Origin of the sequence: Hydrogenophaga sp., assembly GCF_050250835.1 — a bacterium.
Taxonomy (GTDB): domain Bacteria; phylum Pseudomonadota; class Gammaproteobacteria; order Burkholderiales; family Burkholderiaceae_C; genus Hydrogenophaga.
The window spans coordinates 427,565-442,661 of the sequence record NZ_JBFWNX010000001.1 but is presented as its reverse complement, the minus strand read 5'-3'; the positions used below and the strand labels follow the sequence as shown (position 1 = coordinate 442,661).

Here is a 15,097-nt window from a genome sequence, read left to right as displayed (position 1 = left end):
ACATGACCGCTGAAGAACTGCAATCGCTCATCGCCGCTGGCCTGCCCTGCGAGCACATCGAAGTCACCGGCGACGGCCGCCACTGGGCTGCCGTGATCGTCTCGCCCGCCTTTGAAGGTCGGCGCCTGATCCAGCGCCACCAGGCCGTCTACGGCACGCTGGGCGGGCGCATCCAGACCGACGAGGTGCACGCGCTCTCGATGAAAACCTACACACCTGCCGAATGGGCAGCCCAACCCTGACACCACCGTCACCATGGACAAACTGCGAATCATTGGCGGCCGGACCCTGCGGGGCGAGGTGAACATCTCCGGCGCGAAGAACGCCGCGCTGCCCGAGCTGTGCGCAGCATTGCTGACCGCCGATCCGGTGACGCTGAACAACGTGCCGCGCCTGCGCGACGTGGCCACGATGCGCCAGTTGCTCGACAACATGGGCGTGCAGACGCAGACCCATGGCGATCGCGGAGGCATCACGCTGCAGGCGGCCGAACCCATCACGGCCGAGGCGCCCTATGAGCTGGTCAAGACCATGCGCGCGTCTGTGCTGGTGCTCGGCCCCCTGCTGGCGCGTTTCGGCCATGCTCGCGTCTCCCTGCCCGGCGGCTGCGCCATCGGCTCGCGACCGGTGGACCAGCACATCAAGGGCATGCAGGCCATGGGCGCCGAGATCGTGGTCGAGCACGGCTACATGGTCGCCCGCCTGCCTGCGGGCCGAGAGCGCCTGCACGGTGCGCGCATCGCCACCGACATGGTGACCGTCACCGGCACCGAGAACTTCCTCATGGCCGCCGCACTGGCCGAAGGTGAGACCTTGCTGGAAAACGCCGCCCAGGAGCCCGAGATCGGCGATCTGGCCGAGATGTTGATCGCCATGGGTGCGAAGATCGAAGGCCACGGCACCAGCCGCATTCACGTTCAGGGCGTGGAGCGTCTGCATGGTTGCACCCACCAGGTGGTGGCCGACCGCATCGAGACCGGCACCTTTCTCTGTGCCGTGGCGGCGGCCGGTGGGGATGTGGTGCTGCGCCATGGCCGAGCGGATCACCTCGATTCGGTGATCGACAAGCTGCACGAAGCGGGCGCCGAGATTGAGGCTGGCAAGGATGTGGGGGGTGACTTCATCCGTGTGCGCGCCACCGGGCGCCTGAAGGCCCAGAGCTTTCGCACCACCGAGTACCCGGGTTTTCCGACCGACATGCAGGCCCAGTTCATGGTGCTCAATTGCATTGCGGATGGTGCGAGCAAGGTGACCGAGACGATCTTCGAGAACCGCTTCATGCACGTCAACGAGCTGGTCCGCCTGGGTGCGCGCATCCAGACCGACGGCAAAGTCGCGGTCATCGAAGGCACGCCACGCCTCTCCGGTGCGACCGTGATGGCCACCGACCTGCGCGCCTCGGCCAGCCTGGTGATCGCCGGCCTGGTCGCCGAGGGCGAGACCGTTGTCGACCGCATCTACCACCTGGACCGCGGTTACGACCAGATGGAAGAAAAACTGCGCGGAATCGGCGCAGACATCGAGCGCATCAAATGATCACTCTCGCCCTCTCCAAAGGTCGCATCTTCGACGAGACCCTGCCGCTGCTGCTGGCCGCGGGCATCGAGGTGCTGGAGGACCCCGAGAAGTCGCGCAAGCTGATCCTGGGCACCAGCCACCCAGGTGTGCGCGTGGTTCTGGTGCGGGCCAGCGACGTGCCCACCTACGTGGAGTACGGAGGCGCCGACCTGGGCGTGACGGGCAAAGACACGCTGATCGAACACGGGGGGCAAGGGCTTTATCAACCACTGGACCTGAACATCTCCCGCTGCCGCGTCAGCGTGGCTGTGCGCGCCGATTTCGACTACGCCTCCGCCGTGCGCCAGGGCTCTCGGCTGAAAGTGGCCACCAAATACACCTCGATTGCGAGGGAGTTCTTTGCTGGCAAAGGCGTGCATGTGGACCTGATCAAGCTCTACGGCAGCATGGAGCTTGCGCCCCTTACGGGCCTGGCCGACGCCATCGTCGACCTGGTCTCCACGGGCAACACGCTCAAGGCCAATCACCTGGTCGAGGTGGAGCGCATCATGGACATCAGCGCGCGCTTGGTGGTCAATCAGGCCTCGCTCAAGCTCAAGCAGGCGACCATCCGCCCCATCATCGAGGCCTTTGCCGGCGCCATCGTGCCAGGAGGCGGGAAGCCATGAGCCTGAAGGCCGAGCCGTTGCGTCTTTCCACCGCCGACGCCAACTTCGAAACCCGCTTCCAGGCCCGCTTGCATTGGTCCTCGGAAACCGACGGCGCCATCGAACAACGCGTGGCAGACATCCTGGCCGACGTGCAAAAGCGAGGCGATGCCGCCGTGCTCGAATACACGGCTCGCTTTGACGGCCTGGTCGCTGGTGCCATGGCCGAACTCGAACTCACCCAGGCCGATTTCAAGGCGGCCTTCGACGGCCTGCCCACGGCTCAGCGGGAGGCGCTACAAGCCGCCACGTGCCGCGTGCGCAGCTACCATGAAGCACAGAAGAAGGCCGGCGGCGAGAGTTGGAGCTACCGCGACGAAGACGGCACGCTGCTGGGACAGAAGGTCACGCCGCTGGATCGCGTGGGCATCTACGTGCCTGGTGGCAAGGCAGCCTATCCGTCGAGCCTGATCATGAACGCCGTGCCTGCGCACGTGGCTGGCGTGCAGGACATCATCATGGTGGTGCCCACGCCCGTGCGCGGCAGTGTGGCCACCGGTGGCAGCGGTGCCGCCACCGCCGCGCGCGGCGAGCGCAATGAACTGGTGCTCGCGGCCGCCTTCGTGGCGGGCGTCACGCGTGCCTTCACCATTGGTGGCGCACAGGCGGTAGCTGCCCTGGCCTACGGCACGGCCACCGTGCCCAAGGTCGACAAGATCACCGGCCCGGGCAACGCCTACGTGGCCAGCGCCAAGAAGCGCGTGTTCGGCACCGTGGGCATCGACATGATCGCGGGTCCGAGCGAGATTCTGGTGCTCGCCGATGGCAGCACCCCCGCCGAGTGGGTGGCCATGGACCTGTTCAGCCAGGCCGAACACGACGAACTGGCGCAGAGCATCCTCCTCTGCCCGGACGCCGCCTACATCGACGCAGTGCAAAGCGAAATCGCACGACTGTTGCCCTCCATGCCGCGCGCAGCCATCATTGCCCAGAGCTTGAATGGCCGTGGCGCCCTGATCCACACGCGCAGCATGGAAGAGGCCTGCGCCATCAGCAACCGCATCGCTCCCGAACACCTGGAGGTTTCCAGCAGCGAGCCGCACCGATGGGAACCCCTGCTCAGGCACGCGGGTGCGATCTTCCTTGGGGCTTACACCAGTGAAAGCCTGGGCGACTATTGCGCTGGCCCCAACCACGTGCTGCCCACCAGTGGCACCGCACGCTTTTCCTCGCCTCTGGGCGTGTACGACTTCCAGAAGCGCAGCAGCCTCATCGAAGTGAGCCAGGTCGGCGCGCAGGGGTTGGGCAGGATCGCTGCAGAAATGGCATACGGCGAGGGTTTGCAGGCCCACGCCCGGGCCGCAGAACTGCGGCTGGACAGCGTGCCGCCCATGCGGGAGCTGCGCCCATGAGCGCCACGCCGGGCCACCTCCAAACCAGCCCGCACCGCAGCACGAAGGGCGAAGGTACTCCAGCGAGCGCCAACCCGCTGGGCGTGATCAGGCAGGATGTGCAATCCATGCACGCCTATGCCATCCAGAACTCGGCTGGCATGGTCAAGCTCGACGCGATGGAAAACCCGTTCGGCCTGCCGCCGGCGCTGCAAGCCGAGCTCGGTGCGCGCCTCGGCGCGGTGGCCATCCACCGCTATCCAGGTACGCGCATCGACGATCTGAAACAGGCGCTGGCTGCGTACGTGGGTCTGCCCGAGGGCCACGCGCTGATGCTGGGCAACGGCTCGGACGAACTCATCTCGCTGCTGGCCATGGGTTGCGACCTGCCGGGTGCGACCATCCTGGCGCCGCTGCCCGGCTTTGTCATGTACGCCATGAGCGCTCAACTCCAGGGCCTGAAGTTCGTTGGCGTGCCGCTCAGCACCGACTTCGAGCTCGACGAATCCGCCATGCTGGCTGCGATGCGTGAGCACCGGCCCGCCATCACCTACATCGCCTACCCGAACAACCCGACGGCCAACCTCTGGAACGCGGATACCATCCGCCGCCTGATCGCCGAGGCGGCGGGTTTCGGTGGCCTGGTGGTGATGGACGAGGCCTACCAACCGTTTTCAAGCCGGAGCTGGCTCGACGAGATGCGTGCCCACCCTGCCAGCAATGCCCATGTGTTGCTCATGCGGACCCTCTCCAAGTTCGGGCTGGCGGGTGCGCGCATCGGCTACATGCTGGGGCCGAAGGCGTTGGTGCACGAGATCGACAAGCTGCGCCCGCCCTATAACGTGAGCGTGCTCAACGCGGAGTGCGCTTTGTTCGCGCTCGAGCATGCCGAAGTGTTTGCCGAACAGGCAGCACAGATCCGGGAGCAGCGCATACAGCTGATCGAATCACTGGCTCGACTGCCAGGCGCCACGCCCTTTCCCAGCGAGGCCAACATGGTGCTGGTGCGTGTGCCCGACGCGCAACGCTGCTTCGACGGCCTCAAGGCACAGGGCATTCTGGTGAAGAATGTTTCTAAAATGCATCCACTGCTGGCCCAGTGCCTGCGGCTGACGGTGGGCACGCCGTCGGAAAACGCCCAGCTGATCCGCGCCCTCCAGACCACCCTATGACTCAGACGCCTCCCGCCTCCCCCGTATCCGACCGCGTCGCGCACGTGCAGCGCAACACCACGGAAACGCAGATTGGTGTGCGCGTCAATCTCGACGGCACGGGTCAGGCCAGCCTGTCCACAGGCATCGGTTTTTTCGACCACATGCTCGACCAGATTGCGCGTCATGGGCTGATCGACCTCGACATCCAGGCCAAGGGCGACCTGCACATCGACGGCCACCACACGGTGGAAGACGTGGGCATCACGCTCGGTCAGGCTTTTGCACAGGCGGTAGGCGACAAAAAGGGCATCCGGCGCTACGGCCACGCCTACGTCCCGCTGGACGAAGCGCTGTCGCGTGTGGTCGTTGACTTTTCCGGTCGCCCCGGCCTGCACATGCGCGTGCCTTTCAAGAGCGGCATGGTCGGCGGCTTCGACACACAGCTCGCCTTCGAGTTTTTTCAGGGTTTCGTCAACCACGCCGGCGTGACGCTTCACATCGACAACCTGCATGGTGAGAACGCCCACCATCAGGCTGAAACCGTGTTCAAGGCCTTCGCCCGCGCTCTGCGCATGGCATTGGAGCGCGACCCGCGCATGGGCGACGTGATTCCCTCGACCAAAGGCTCGCTCTGAGTCCTTCCCCTCGATGAAACGCAAGACGGTCGCCGTGGTCGACTACGGCAGCGGGAACCTGCGCTCGGTGTCGCAGGCAGTGCAGCACGTAGCTCGAGCGGGCGACGTGGACGTGCGGGTCACCGCCAGCGCGCAGGAGGTCTTGAACGCAGACCGCGTGGTGTTGCCCGGGCAGGGCCACATGGGCGACTGCATGCGGGAGCTGGCCGCATCAGGTCTGCTGGACTCGGTGCTGCACGCGGCCGCGAACAAGCCCCTGTTCGGCGTCTGCGTGGGCATGCAGATGCTGCTCGATCGCAGCGAGGAAGGCCCTACCGACGGGCTGGGCCTGATTCCGGGCCAGGTGCTGCGTTTCCGGCTGGAAGGCCGCCTGCAGGACGATGGCAGCCGCTTCAAGGTGCCCCAGATGGGGTGGAACCCGGTGTTCCACGAACTCGGGCGCCCCGTTCACGCTCTCTGGAAGGGCATAGGGGAAGGCGCCTATTTTTATTTTGTGCACAGCTTTTATGCTCGGCCGGCCATTGCCGCCCACGTTGTCGGCGAAGCCGACTATGGTGGCCGCTTTGCAGCCGCCATTGCCCGCGATAACATTTTTGCCACCCAGTTCCACCCCGAGAAGAGCGCCGATCAGGGTCTGGCGCTCTACCGCAACTTCCTGTCCTGGAATCCCTGAGTCCTTCTGCCTTCACTGACATCACATCATCATGCTGCTGATTCCTGCCATTGATCTGAAAGACGGCCAGTGCGTTCGCCTCAAACAGGGCGACATGGACCAATCCACGGTATTCGGGGAAGACCCGGCGGCCATGGCTCGCAACTGGGTCAGCAAGGGCGCTCGCCGGGTGCACCTGGTGGACCTCAATGGGGCCTTCGCCGGCAAGCCCAAGAACGAGCAGGCAATCCGGGCCATCCTGAAGGAAGTGGGCGCGGAGGTGGATGTGCAGCTCGGCGGCGGCATTCGCGACCTCGACACGATCGAACGGTACCTCGATGCCGGCCTGCGCTACGTGATCATCGGCACGGCGGCGGTGAAAAATCCGGGCTTCCTGCAGGACGCCTGCACGGCTTTCGGGGGACACATCATCGTCGGCCTTGATGCCAAGGACGGCAAGGTGGCCACCGATGGCTGGAGCAAGCTGACCGGCCACGAGGTGGTGGACCTGGGCAAGAAGTTCGAGGACTACGGTGTCGAAGGCATCATCTACACCGACATCGGCCGCGATGGCATGCTCTCGGGCATCAACATCGACGCCACCGTCAAGCTGGCGCAGGCGCTTTCCATCCCGGTGATCGCCTCCGGAGGGTTGTCCAACCTGGACGACATCAGGGCATTGTGTGCGGTGGAAGACGAGGGCGTGGAGGGCGTGATCTGCGGCCGCTCGATCTACAGCGGCGATCTCGACTTCGAAGCCGCTCAGCAACTCGCCGACGAGCTCAACGGATGACATGAAACGTCCTCACGCTCATCACTTCGTGTATTCGCTGCCCCCCAAGAGGGAGCGGCCTTGCTTGGGGCGGCCCTGCGCTGCGGCCTGACATGCTCGCCAAACGCATCATTCCCTGTCTGGACGTCACCGGCGGGCGGGTCGTCAAGGGCGTCAACTTCGTGGAACTGCGCGATGCCGGCGACCCGGTGGAAATCGCGGCCCGCTACAACCAGCAGGGCGCTGACGAACTCACGTTCCTGGACATCACCGCCACCTCCGACGGACGGGATTTGATCCTGCACATCATCGAGGCGGTAGCCTCGCAGGTGTTCATCCCCCTCACCGTGGGCGGTGGTGTGCGCACGGTGGAAGACGTGCGCCGCCTACTTAACGCAGGCGCAGACAAGACCAGTTTCAATTCCGCCGCCATCGCCAACCCTCAGGTGATCTGCGACGCGTCCGCCAAGTACGGATCGCAGTGCATCGTGGTGGCGATCGACGCCAAGCGCCGCCATGGCGATGAAGTTCAGGCGCGCGGGGAGGGCTGGGACGTCTACAGCCACGGCGGGCGCAAGAACACCGGCCTGGACGCCGTGGCCTGGGCGCGCCAGATGGCCGAGCATGGGGCGGGCGAAATCCTGCTCACCAGCATGGATCGCGACGGCACCAAGTCCGGCTTCGACCTGCTGCTCACGCGCGCAGTGGCCAACGCGGTGGATGTACCGGTCATCGCCTCTGGCGGTGTTGGCCATCTGGACCACCTGGCCGATGGCGTTCAGCAAGGCGGTGCCGACGCCGTGCTGGCGGCCAGCATCTTTCACTACGGTGAGTTCACCGTGGCCCAGGCCAAGGCGCGCATGGCCGAGCGTGGCATTCCGGTGCGGCTCTAAGCCGCGCGACTCACAGCCGTTCGTTGCGCGGCAGGGCCTGCCTTTCGAGTCGGTCTTCCAGTTCTCCGATGCTGGCGCCCAGGCCGTTGCCAGTCTGCTCGATGACCTGCGTCAGCGCCGCCTGCACTTGGTCCATCTTCACGTTCAACTTGTCGGCCAGTTCCCGTTCGCGCGCGGCGGCGGCCTGCAACTCAGTTTGCAGGTATTGGCGCAATTCGGTGAAGCGTGAAGCTTCGGCCTTGTCGGCGAGGTTGCGCTGGTCGGCCGCTTCCCGGGTGATGCGGCGCACCTCCATCATGTGCAGGGTCTGTGAATAGACCAGAGCGGCCAGAAAAACCACCAGAACCAGCGCCAGCATGCCCAGCAGAACGAGCCCCAGGGGAGCCTGCACTTGCGTAACGCCGAAACTGAGTGGCGTGGGCTGCAGGATCTGCTCGAAGTTCAGGGCAACGAAGCCCGCGATGAGCAGAATGAAGACGACAAGGAGCAGGGTGCGCAGTTTCATGGGGTTCCTTGGACAGTCCGTTGAGGGTGGGTGAAAGTCATCCTAACGGCATTCCGCCAGGCACAGGTGTTCAGACGCATGCGCATGGTAGATTCCCGGCATGAACTGGCTCGATGATGTGAAGTGGGATGCGCAAGGCTTGGTGCCCGTGATCGCGCAGGAGGTCGCCTCGGGAGACGTTTTGATGTTCGCGTGGATGAATCGCGAGGCCCTCCAGAAGACCGCCGAGTTGGGGCGCGCGGTGTACTTCAGTCGTACGCGCCAACGGCTCTGGTGCAAGGGCGAAGAGTCGGGCCACGTGCAGACCGTGCACGACATCCGCATGGACTGCGACAACGACGTGGTGCTGCTCAAGGTGACGCAACTCGGTCACGAGCCCGGTATCGCTTGTCACACCGGCCGCCACAGCTGCTTCTTCCAGAAACTGGAGAATGACCGCTGGAACGCCGTCGAACCGGTGCTCAAGGATCCCGAATCCATCTACAAGTAGGCCCACCATGTCCACCACCGACGACCTCGCGCGACTGGCCGCCGTGATCGAAAGCCGCAAACCTGCCAATGGCGGCGATCCCGACAAAAGCTATGTCGCGCGTCTGTTGCACAAGGGCCCCGACACCTTCCTGAAAAAGATCGGCGAAGAGGCGACCGAGACCGTGATGGCCGCCAAGGACCTCGACCACGGCGGTGATCCGCAGAAGCTGGTGAACGAGACCGCCGACCTCTGGTTCCATTGCATGATTGCGCTCGCGCACTACAAACTCGGGCCCGCCGACGTGGTGGCCGAGCTGGTGCGCCGCGAAGGCCTGAGCGGTCTTGAAGAGAAGGCCATGCGCAAGGTTCTGCAGCGTGAAGCGGCCTCGGGGCCGCCGTCTGCCTGAAAGGAGCAACCTCGTGAGCGACATCATCGACGCTGACGGCATCGACAGCGAAAAGGCTCAGTCCCTCAAGACCGTAGGCTGGATCAGCTATTTCCTGCACCTGCTCGTGGCGTTGGCCGCGGTATTGCCTGGGGCTCAGGCCAGCCCGGTGGTGCTCATCGTGGCGCTGATCGTCGATCTCGTGAAGAAGGGCGAAGCCGAAGGCACCTGGCAAGCCAGCCATTTCGCGTGGCGAATCCGAACCGTGATCTGGGCTGCCGTGCTCTATCTTGTCACCGCGCCGCTGTGGCTGGTGTTCTTCGTGCCGGGCTGGATCGCCTGGTGTCTCATCTCCATCTGGTTCCTCTACCGCATCGTCAAAGGCATGGTTCGCATGAACGCGAGCCGGCCCATGCCCTCCTGAAACATGAGCGACCACGACCCCAACTGCATTTTCTGCAAGATCGTTGCCGGCCAGATTCCCTCCCGCAAGGTGTATGAGGACGACGATGTTTTCGTTTTCCACGACATCCACCCCTGGGCACCGGTGCACTTTCTCATGGTTCCGAAGCGGCACATCGCGTCCATGGCCCAGATCGGCCGGGAGCATGAGGCTCTGATGGGCCGTATCATGACGCTCGCCCCGCGACTGGCTCTTCAGGAAGGCTGCAATCCATACCCCGAAGGCGGATTTCGCATGGTGTGCAATACGGGCATCGAGGGCGGCCAGGAGGTCCATCACCTGCATTGGCATGTGATGGGGGGACCTCGGCCCTGGCTGCGCGGCTGAATACCCCCTCCCTGCGCGCATCGGCACCGCGGATCACAGGGCCTGAACTCCTGCCCGGGCTTAGAATCCCACTCACAGCGCGCGTCGCTACCTTTTTCAAGTCTGGAGATATCCATGGGTACGTTTTCCATCTGGCACTGGCTGATCGTGCTGCTGATCGTCGTGATGGTGTTCGGCACCAAGAAGCTCAAGAACATCGGCTCCGACCTGGGTGGCGCCGTCAAGGGATTCAAGGACGGCATCAAGGAAGGCGGCCAGAACCCCGCCGATACGTCCGCTACGCCTGCTTCGCAGGTCACCCAGGAGTCCCGTGCCGACAAGAACGCCATCGACGTTGAAGCCAAGCAGAAAAGCTGATGCTTCGGCACGGTGTGAGGGGAATCCTCACGGTGTCCCATGATTGATCTGGGCATTTCCAAACTGGCGCTCATCGGGGCGGTGGCGTTGATCGTCATCGGGCCCGAGAAGCTCCCGCGCGTCGCTCGTACGGTGGGCGCCTTGCTGGGCAAGGCGCAGCGCTATGTGTCAGACGTCAAGGCAGAGGTCAGCCGCTCCATGGAGCTCGAAGAGCTCAAGAAGATGAAGGACTCCGTGACCGAGGCCGCCCGCGACGTGGAATCGTCGGTGCAGAGCGGCGCCAATGATTTCGAAAAATCCTGGTCTGACGCCACGGCCGGACTGGATGGCGCGTCCACTGCCTACGACGCCAATGCCTCGCTGGGTTCGCTCGAACCACCGGTCTACAAGCATCCCAGGAAGAACTGGCGCCTCAAGCAGGGGGCCATGCCGCAGTGGTACAAGGCCCGCGCTGGTGTGCGCACCCGCACCCAGTCCGGTGCGGCCCGCGTGGCCCGATTCAGGCCGCGCTCCAATTCCGCCCCCCGCTGATGGCCGACCCCAAAGATTCCACCGACGAGCTCGCCGGTTCCGAGCAGCCTTTTGTCCAGCACCTGATGGAGCTGCGGGATCGCCTGCTCTACGGCATCGTGGGTCTGGCCATCTGCATGGCCTTGCTGGCGTTCTGGCCTGGTCCCAGCGGGCTCATCGACCTGATCGCCGTACCGATCCGCGCGCACATGCCGCCGGACGCCAAATTGATTGCTGTGGGGGTGTTCTCGCCGTTCTTCGTGCCCATCAAGGTGCTGGCCATGGCCGCGCTGCTGCTGTCGCTGCCCTGGTGGATGTACCAGGTGTGGGCCTTTGTGGCACCGGGCCTCTACAGCCATGAGAAGCGCTTCGCAGTTCCCCTGATCGTGCTGGGCAGCCTGCTCGCGTACACGGGAATTGCATTTGTGCAGTTCTTCGTGCTGGACAAAATGTTCGGCTTCATTCAGAAGTTCACGCCCGCCAGCGTGGCGGCCACGCCCGATATTGCCTCGTACGTGGAGGCGATCCTGTCGCTGTACCTCGCTTTCGGCTTGGCTTTCCAGGTGCCCATCGTGGTGGTTCTGCTGGTCAAGATGAATATGGTGACGGTCGAGAAGCTCAAAGCCTTCCGTGGCTATTTCATCGTCGTCGCATTCATCATCGCGGCGGTGGTCACTCCCCCGGACGTGATCTCTCAACTGGCATTGGCGGTGCCCATGTGCCTGCTCTATGAGCTCGGCATCTGGGGAGCGCAATGGTTCATCAAGTCCTCAGCCAAACCCGAGGACGACACCGAAAAAGAATCTGCCGCGTGATGGCGGGAATCAGCGCGCAGCGGCCTGTCTCGGCAGGTTGCGGCGACCGGGTGTGACCTGCACCTGCGCCTTGCCTTCTTTGCGAACCACGTCGAGTGTGGCGGGCGTTCCCGGTGCCAGATTCGCGACGGCTGACAGGAGTTGTGCCACATTGGTGACGTTGCGCCCACCCACTGCCGTGATCACATCACCAGGCCGAATGCCCGCCTGAGCGGCCGGACCGTTCTGGAGCACACCGGTGATGATGACCCCGGTTCCCGGCGCCATGCCAAAGCTCTCGGCCAGTTCGGGGCCCAAGTCTTGCGGTTCCACGCCAATCCAGCCGCGCGTCACCTGCCCGTCCTTCACGATGGCCTCCATCACGCTTCGAGCGGTCGAGGTGGGAATGGCGAACCCGATGCCCATGGAGCCACCCGAGCGCGAGTAGATGGCCGTGTTGATGCCCATCAGATGGCCGTTGACGTCGACGAGTGCACCTCCCGAATTGCCCGGATTGATGGCTGCGTCAGTCTGGATGAAGTTCTCGAAGGTGTTGATGCCCAGCTGGGTGCGCCCGAGCGCGCTCACGATGCCGCTGGTGACGGTCTGTCCGACGCCGAAAGGGTTGCCGATGGCCAGAACCTGGTCGCCGATCTCCAGAGCGTCTGAGTTGCCGAGGGTGATCACCGGCAGGTCGGTCAGGTCGACCTTGAGGATCGCCAGATCGGTCTCAGGGTCGGTGCCGATCACCTGGGCCACCGCCTTGCGCCCGTCGTTCAGAATCACCTCGATCTCGTCGGCTTCCTCGATCACGTGGTTGTTGGTGAGCACGTAGCCCGCCGGGCTCACGATCACGCCCGACCCGAGGCCGCTTTGCTGTTGCGACGGCGCCTGATCGCCGAAGAAAAAGCGGAACCAGGGATCGGCGCTTTGCGGGTTGTTCAGTGGCGCCTTGCTGGTGTTGATGCTCACCACCGCTGCCGATGCAGCCTTGGCGGCTGCGCGAAAACTGCCCGATGCCGAGCCTTCCACGGGTGCAGTCGTGGGCGCCTGCAGCACCGGCACCACCGAGGCCACATTGCCCGAGCGGCCCAGCCACTGGGGCTGCAGGGTGGCCACGACGAACAGTGCGGCCACGGCCACAGTGACAGTTTGGGCAAAAAGAAGCCAGAGACGTTTCATGTTGGAGCGGGGGCGGGTTGACGCGAATCGGTCCGGTTTCAGGCCGGCTTGGAGCCGTTCCGCGCAGGGTATTGTCCCGCAAATGGGCTCTACAGCCACGCCTTCAAGTGGAGCAGACTGCCAAAGGTGGTCAGCCGACTTGCAGGGAGACGGGTGTCAGAATGGAGGCCGCCCTCTTACGCTCTCTGTTTACGTTCACCCATGCCCACCGTCGCCCGCGCCACGCTGACCGCTTGCCTGGATCGGTTGCTCCAGCCCGAACTTTTTAAAGACTACGGACCGAACGGCCTTCAGGTCGAAGGGCGCGAGACCGTGAGCAAGCTGGTCACCGGCGTGACGGCCAGCCGGGCCCTGATTGATGCTGCCATTGAGGCCGGTGCGGATGCCATCCTGGTGCACCACGGGCTGTTCTGGCGCGGACAGGACGCCCGCGTGACCGGCTGGATGAAGCAGCGCCTCTCGCGCCTGCTCGCCCACGACATCAATTTACTGGCCTACCACCTGCCGCTGGACGCACACCCGCAACTGGGCAACAACGCCCAACTGGCCCTGCGTCTGGGCGTGCATGTGTATCCCGACGCACGTGGCCGCTTTGGCGAGCAGTCGTTGGGCTTTCTGGGCGAACGAGCGGTATCGTCCGCAGCGGAGCTGGCCGATCACGTCGCCAAACAACTCGGTCGGCCTGTGACGCTGGTAGCCGAGCCGAATCGAGCGGTTCACCGGGTGGCCTTGTGCACAGGGGGTGCGCAGGGGTATTTCGAGTCCGCGATTGCCGCTGGCGCCGATGTGTTCATCACGGGAGAAATTTCGGAGCCCCAGGCGCACTACGCACGCGAATGCGGTGTCGCGTACATCGCCTGCGGTCACCACGCGTCCGAACGCTACGGTGCGCCGGCGGTGGGTGCCCATGTAGCCGCAGAGCTCGGGCTTGCGCACGTGTTCATCGACATTGACAACCCTGCCTGAGGTCCATCATGACCCCATCCGCGATCCAGCCCGTGGTCCTGAGCATGGGCGACCCGGCGGGAATTGGCCCCGAGATCGTGGTCAAGGCGTTTCGCGAGCGGCCAGACCTGCTGCGCGATGTGGTGGTGGCTGGCGACGTGCGCACATTGCAACGTGCCATGCGCCTTGACCCGCAGGGCGCCGGTGCTGGGGCGTTCATGCTGGCGCAGATCGAGACGCTGGCCGATCTGCACGCGGTCCCTCCAGGCTGCATGGCGGTCGTGCAGGCATGCACCCTGGCCGAACCGGTCGAATGGGGGCAGGTGGGTGCGCGAGCAGGGCGGGTTGCTGCGGAATGCATCGGGTATGCCGCTCGTGCCGTGTTGAATCGACAGGCCCGTGCAGTGGTCACTGCGCCCATCCACAAGGAATCTCTGGCGGCAGCTGGGGTTTCGCACCCCGGCCATACCGAGCTGCTGCAGGCGATGGCGGCTGAGCATTCCGGCGTGCCTGTCAGTGCCCTGCCAGTGCGCATGATGCTGAGCGCTCCGGGGCTGAACACCGTGCTGGTGAGCATCCATGTCTCGCTGCGGCAGGCGCTGGACGCGGTCACCACGGACCAGGTGCTGCAGACCATCGAGATCACGCACGCTTACTTCCAGCGCCTGGGCATGGCGCGCGCACGCATTGCGGTGTCGGGCCTGAACCCCCATGCGGGGGAGGGGGGATTGTTCGGGCGGGAGGAGATCGAGTGCATCGCGCCGGCCATTGCACAGGCGCGCCGGGCGGGGATCGAGGCCAGCGGGCCACATGCGCCGGACACGGTCTTCATGCGCGCGCGCCAGGGTGAGTTCGATGTGGTGGTGGCGATGTACCACGATCAGGGCCTCATACCGGTCAAGCTGCTGGGCCTTGAGCACGGCGTGAACACCACGCTGGGGCTGCCGTTCGTGCGCACCAGCCCTGACCACGGCACCGCCTTCGATCTGGCCGGCACCGGCCGGGCCAGCGCGGCCAGTTTGCTCGCGGCGATTGACGCGGCGATGGAGGCGACTGGGCGCGTTACTTCTTGAGGCTGTCGCGGATCTCGCGCAGCAACAGCACATCTTCCGAAGGTGCGGCGGGCGCGGGCGGTGCGGCCGGTGCTTCACGCTTGAGACGGTTGATCTGCTTGACCATCATGAAGATGATGAAGGCCATGATGGCAAAGTTCAGCGCCACCGTGATGAAGTTGCCATAGGCCAAGGTGGGTATGCCAGCGGCCTTGAGAGCCGCCAGCGTGGGTGCAGTGCCCTCTGGGACCTTGCCCAGGGCGACGAAAAGGTTGGTGAAATCGAGATTGCCGAAGACCGCGCCCACGATGGGCATGATGATGTCTTCCACCATGGATGTGACGATCTTGCCGAACGCGCCGCCGATGATCACGCCGACCGCCAGGTCGATGACATTGCCCTTCACGGCAAATTCCTTGAACTCCTGCATCATGCCCATGGTG

21 protein-coding genes are annotated in these 15,097 nt (G+C 64.5%); 18 read left to right on the top strand and 3 right to left on the bottom strand.

All coding sequences use genetic code 11. The features are described from left to right. Window positions 1-2 precede the first annotated feature (2 nt). From AB7F11_RS02110 to hisF, 9 genes are all read left to right on the top strand, one after another. Window positions 3-242, top strand: coding sequence for a BolA family protein (locus AB7F11_RS02110; protein WP_428288212.1), 240 nt, complete (start codon window positions 3-5; stop codon window positions 240-242). Window positions 243-255: 13 nt separating this feature from the next. Beyond that, window positions 256-1,536, top strand: a complete 1,281-nt coding sequence (murA, locus tag AB7F11_RS02105; RefSeq protein ID WP_428299795.1) for a UDP-N-acetylglucosamine 1-carboxyvinyltransferase — start codon at window positions 256-258, stop codon at window positions 1,534-1,536. Next, window positions 1,533-2,186, top strand: coding sequence for an ATP phosphoribosyltransferase (gene hisG / locus AB7F11_RS02100; protein WP_428288214.1), 654 nt, complete (start codon window positions 1,533-1,535; stop codon window positions 2,184-2,186). Before murA ends, hisG begins: the two co-directional genes overlap by 4 nt. After that, the gene (hisD, locus tag AB7F11_RS02095; RefSeq protein ID WP_428288215.1) at window positions 2,183-3,577 is read left to right on the top strand and encodes a histidinol dehydrogenase; all 1,395 of its coding nucleotides are present in this window, start codon (window positions 2,183-2,185) and stop codon (window positions 3,575-3,577) included. Before hisG ends, hisD begins: the two co-directional genes overlap by 4 nt. Continuing rightward, window positions 3,574-4,728: a histidinol-phosphate transaminase gene (gene hisC / locus AB7F11_RS02090; RefSeq protein WP_428288216.1), complete on the top strand. Its 1,155-nt coding sequence runs from the start codon at window positions 3,574-3,576 to the stop codon at window positions 4,726-4,728. Before hisD ends, hisC begins: the two co-directional genes overlap by 4 nt. Beyond that, complete coding sequence (hisB, locus tag AB7F11_RS02085; protein ID WP_428288217.1) at window positions 4,725-5,345, top strand: imidazoleglycerol-phosphate dehydratase HisB; 621 nt, start codon at window positions 4,725-4,727, stop codon at window positions 5,343-5,345. Before hisC ends, hisB begins: the two co-directional genes overlap by 4 nt. A 13-nt stretch (window positions 5,346-5,358) precedes the next feature. Further along, window positions 5,359-6,018, top strand: coding sequence for an imidazole glycerol phosphate synthase subunit HisH (gene hisH / locus AB7F11_RS02080; RefSeq protein ID WP_428288218.1), 660 nt, complete (start codon window positions 5,359-5,361; stop codon window positions 6,016-6,018). 31 nt (window positions 6,019-6,049) lie between these two features. Then, window positions 6,050-6,790: a 1-(5-phosphoribosyl)-5-[(5-phosphoribosylamino)methylideneamino]imidazole-4-carboxamide isomerase gene (gene hisA, locus AB7F11_RS02075; protein WP_428288219.1), complete on the top strand. Its 741-nt coding sequence runs from the start codon at window positions 6,050-6,052 to the stop codon at window positions 6,788-6,790. Window positions 6,791-6,882: 92 nt separating this feature from the next. Continuing rightward, the gene (hisF, locus tag AB7F11_RS02070) at window positions 6,883-7,662 is read left to right on the top strand and encodes an imidazole glycerol phosphate synthase subunit HisF (RefSeq protein ID WP_428288220.1); all 780 of its coding nucleotides are present in this window, start codon (window positions 6,883-6,885) and stop codon (window positions 7,660-7,662) included. Window positions 7,663-7,672: 10 nt separating this feature from the next. Here hisF and AB7F11_RS02065 read toward each other — a convergent pair whose 3' ends face one another. Then, window positions 7,673-8,167 carry a LapA family protein gene (locus tag AB7F11_RS02065; protein ID WP_428288221.1) on the bottom strand — a complete coding sequence of 165 codons (495 nt, stop codon included), beginning with the start codon at window positions 8,165-8,167 and terminating at the stop codon, window positions 7,673-7,675. Between the two features lie 91 nt (window positions 8,168-8,258). Between AB7F11_RS02065 and hisI the strand changes: the two genes are divergently transcribed. The 7 genes from hisI to tatC all read left to right on the top strand — a co-directional run bounded on the left by hisI (window position 8,259) and on the right by tatC (window position 11,496). Next, on the top strand, window positions 8,259-8,657 hold the full coding sequence (gene hisI, locus AB7F11_RS02060; protein WP_428288333.1) for a phosphoribosyl-AMP cyclohydrolase: 399 nt from the start codon (window positions 8,259-8,261) through the stop codon (window positions 8,655-8,657). A 7-nt stretch (window positions 8,658-8,664) separates the two neighbouring features. Then, window positions 8,665-9,045: a phosphoribosyl-ATP diphosphatase gene (locus tag AB7F11_RS02055; RefSeq protein ID WP_428288222.1), complete on the top strand. Its 381-nt coding sequence runs from the start codon at window positions 8,665-8,667 to the stop codon at window positions 9,043-9,045. 13 nt (window positions 9,046-9,058) lie between these two features. Continuing rightward, window positions 9,059-9,448: a DUF4870 family protein gene (locus tag AB7F11_RS02050; RefSeq protein ID WP_428288223.1), complete on the top strand. Its 390-nt coding sequence runs from the start codon at window positions 9,059-9,061 to the stop codon at window positions 9,446-9,448. Window positions 9,449-9,451: 3 nt separating this feature from the next. Beyond that, a complete protein-coding gene (locus AB7F11_RS02045) occupies window positions 9,452-9,814 on the top strand; it encodes a histidine triad nucleotide-binding protein (protein ID WP_428288224.1) in 363 nt (120 codons plus the stop codon). 114 nt (window positions 9,815-9,928) lie between these two features. Continuing rightward, window positions 9,929-10,171, top strand: coding sequence for a Sec-independent protein translocase subunit TatA (tatA, locus tag AB7F11_RS02040; protein WP_428288225.1), 243 nt, complete (start codon window positions 9,929-9,931; stop codon window positions 10,169-10,171). A gap of 39 nt (window positions 10,172-10,210) precedes the next feature. Then, complete coding sequence (tatB, locus tag AB7F11_RS02035; protein WP_428288226.1) at window positions 10,211-10,702, top strand: Sec-independent protein translocase protein TatB; 492 nt, start codon at window positions 10,211-10,213, stop codon at window positions 10,700-10,702. Next, window positions 10,702-11,496 (top strand): twin-arginine translocase subunit TatC, encoded by a 795-nt coding sequence (tatC, locus tag AB7F11_RS02030; RefSeq protein ID WP_428288227.1) that lies wholly within the window; start codon window positions 10,702-10,704, stop codon window positions 11,494-11,496. Before tatB ends, tatC begins: the two co-directional genes overlap by 1 nt. A gap of 9 nt (window positions 11,497-11,505) precedes the next feature. Here tatC and AB7F11_RS02025 read toward each other — a convergent pair whose 3' ends face one another. Further along, window positions 11,506-12,657, bottom strand: a complete 1,152-nt coding sequence (locus tag AB7F11_RS02025) for a S1C family serine protease (RefSeq protein ID WP_428288228.1) — start codon at window positions 12,655-12,657, stop codon at window positions 11,506-11,508. 201 nt (window positions 12,658-12,858) lie between these two features. Here AB7F11_RS02025 and AB7F11_RS02020 point away from each other — a divergent pair, with 201 nt between their 5' ends. Together AB7F11_RS02020 and pdxA are read left to right on the top strand one after the other, a co-directional pair. Then, on the top strand, window positions 12,859-13,623 hold the full coding sequence (locus tag AB7F11_RS02020; RefSeq protein ID WP_428288229.1) for a Nif3-like dinuclear metal center hexameric protein: 765 nt from the start codon (window positions 12,859-12,861) through the stop codon (window positions 13,621-13,623). 8 nt (window positions 13,624-13,631) lie between these two features. Continuing rightward, window positions 13,632-14,675: a 4-hydroxythreonine-4-phosphate dehydrogenase PdxA gene (gene pdxA / locus AB7F11_RS02015; protein WP_428288230.1), complete on the top strand. Its 1,044-nt coding sequence runs from the start codon at window positions 13,632-13,634 to the stop codon at window positions 14,673-14,675. On the opposite strand, the gene mscL is transcribed toward pdxA, so the two are convergent. Further along, window positions 14,665-15,093 carry a large conductance mechanosensitive channel protein MscL gene (mscL, locus tag AB7F11_RS02010; protein ID WP_428288231.1) on the bottom strand — a complete coding sequence of 143 codons (429 nt, stop codon included), beginning with the start codon at window positions 15,091-15,093 and terminating at the stop codon, window positions 14,665-14,667. The genes pdxA and mscL overlap by 11 nt on opposite strands. Between the last annotated feature and the right edge of the window lie 4 nt (window positions 15,094-15,097).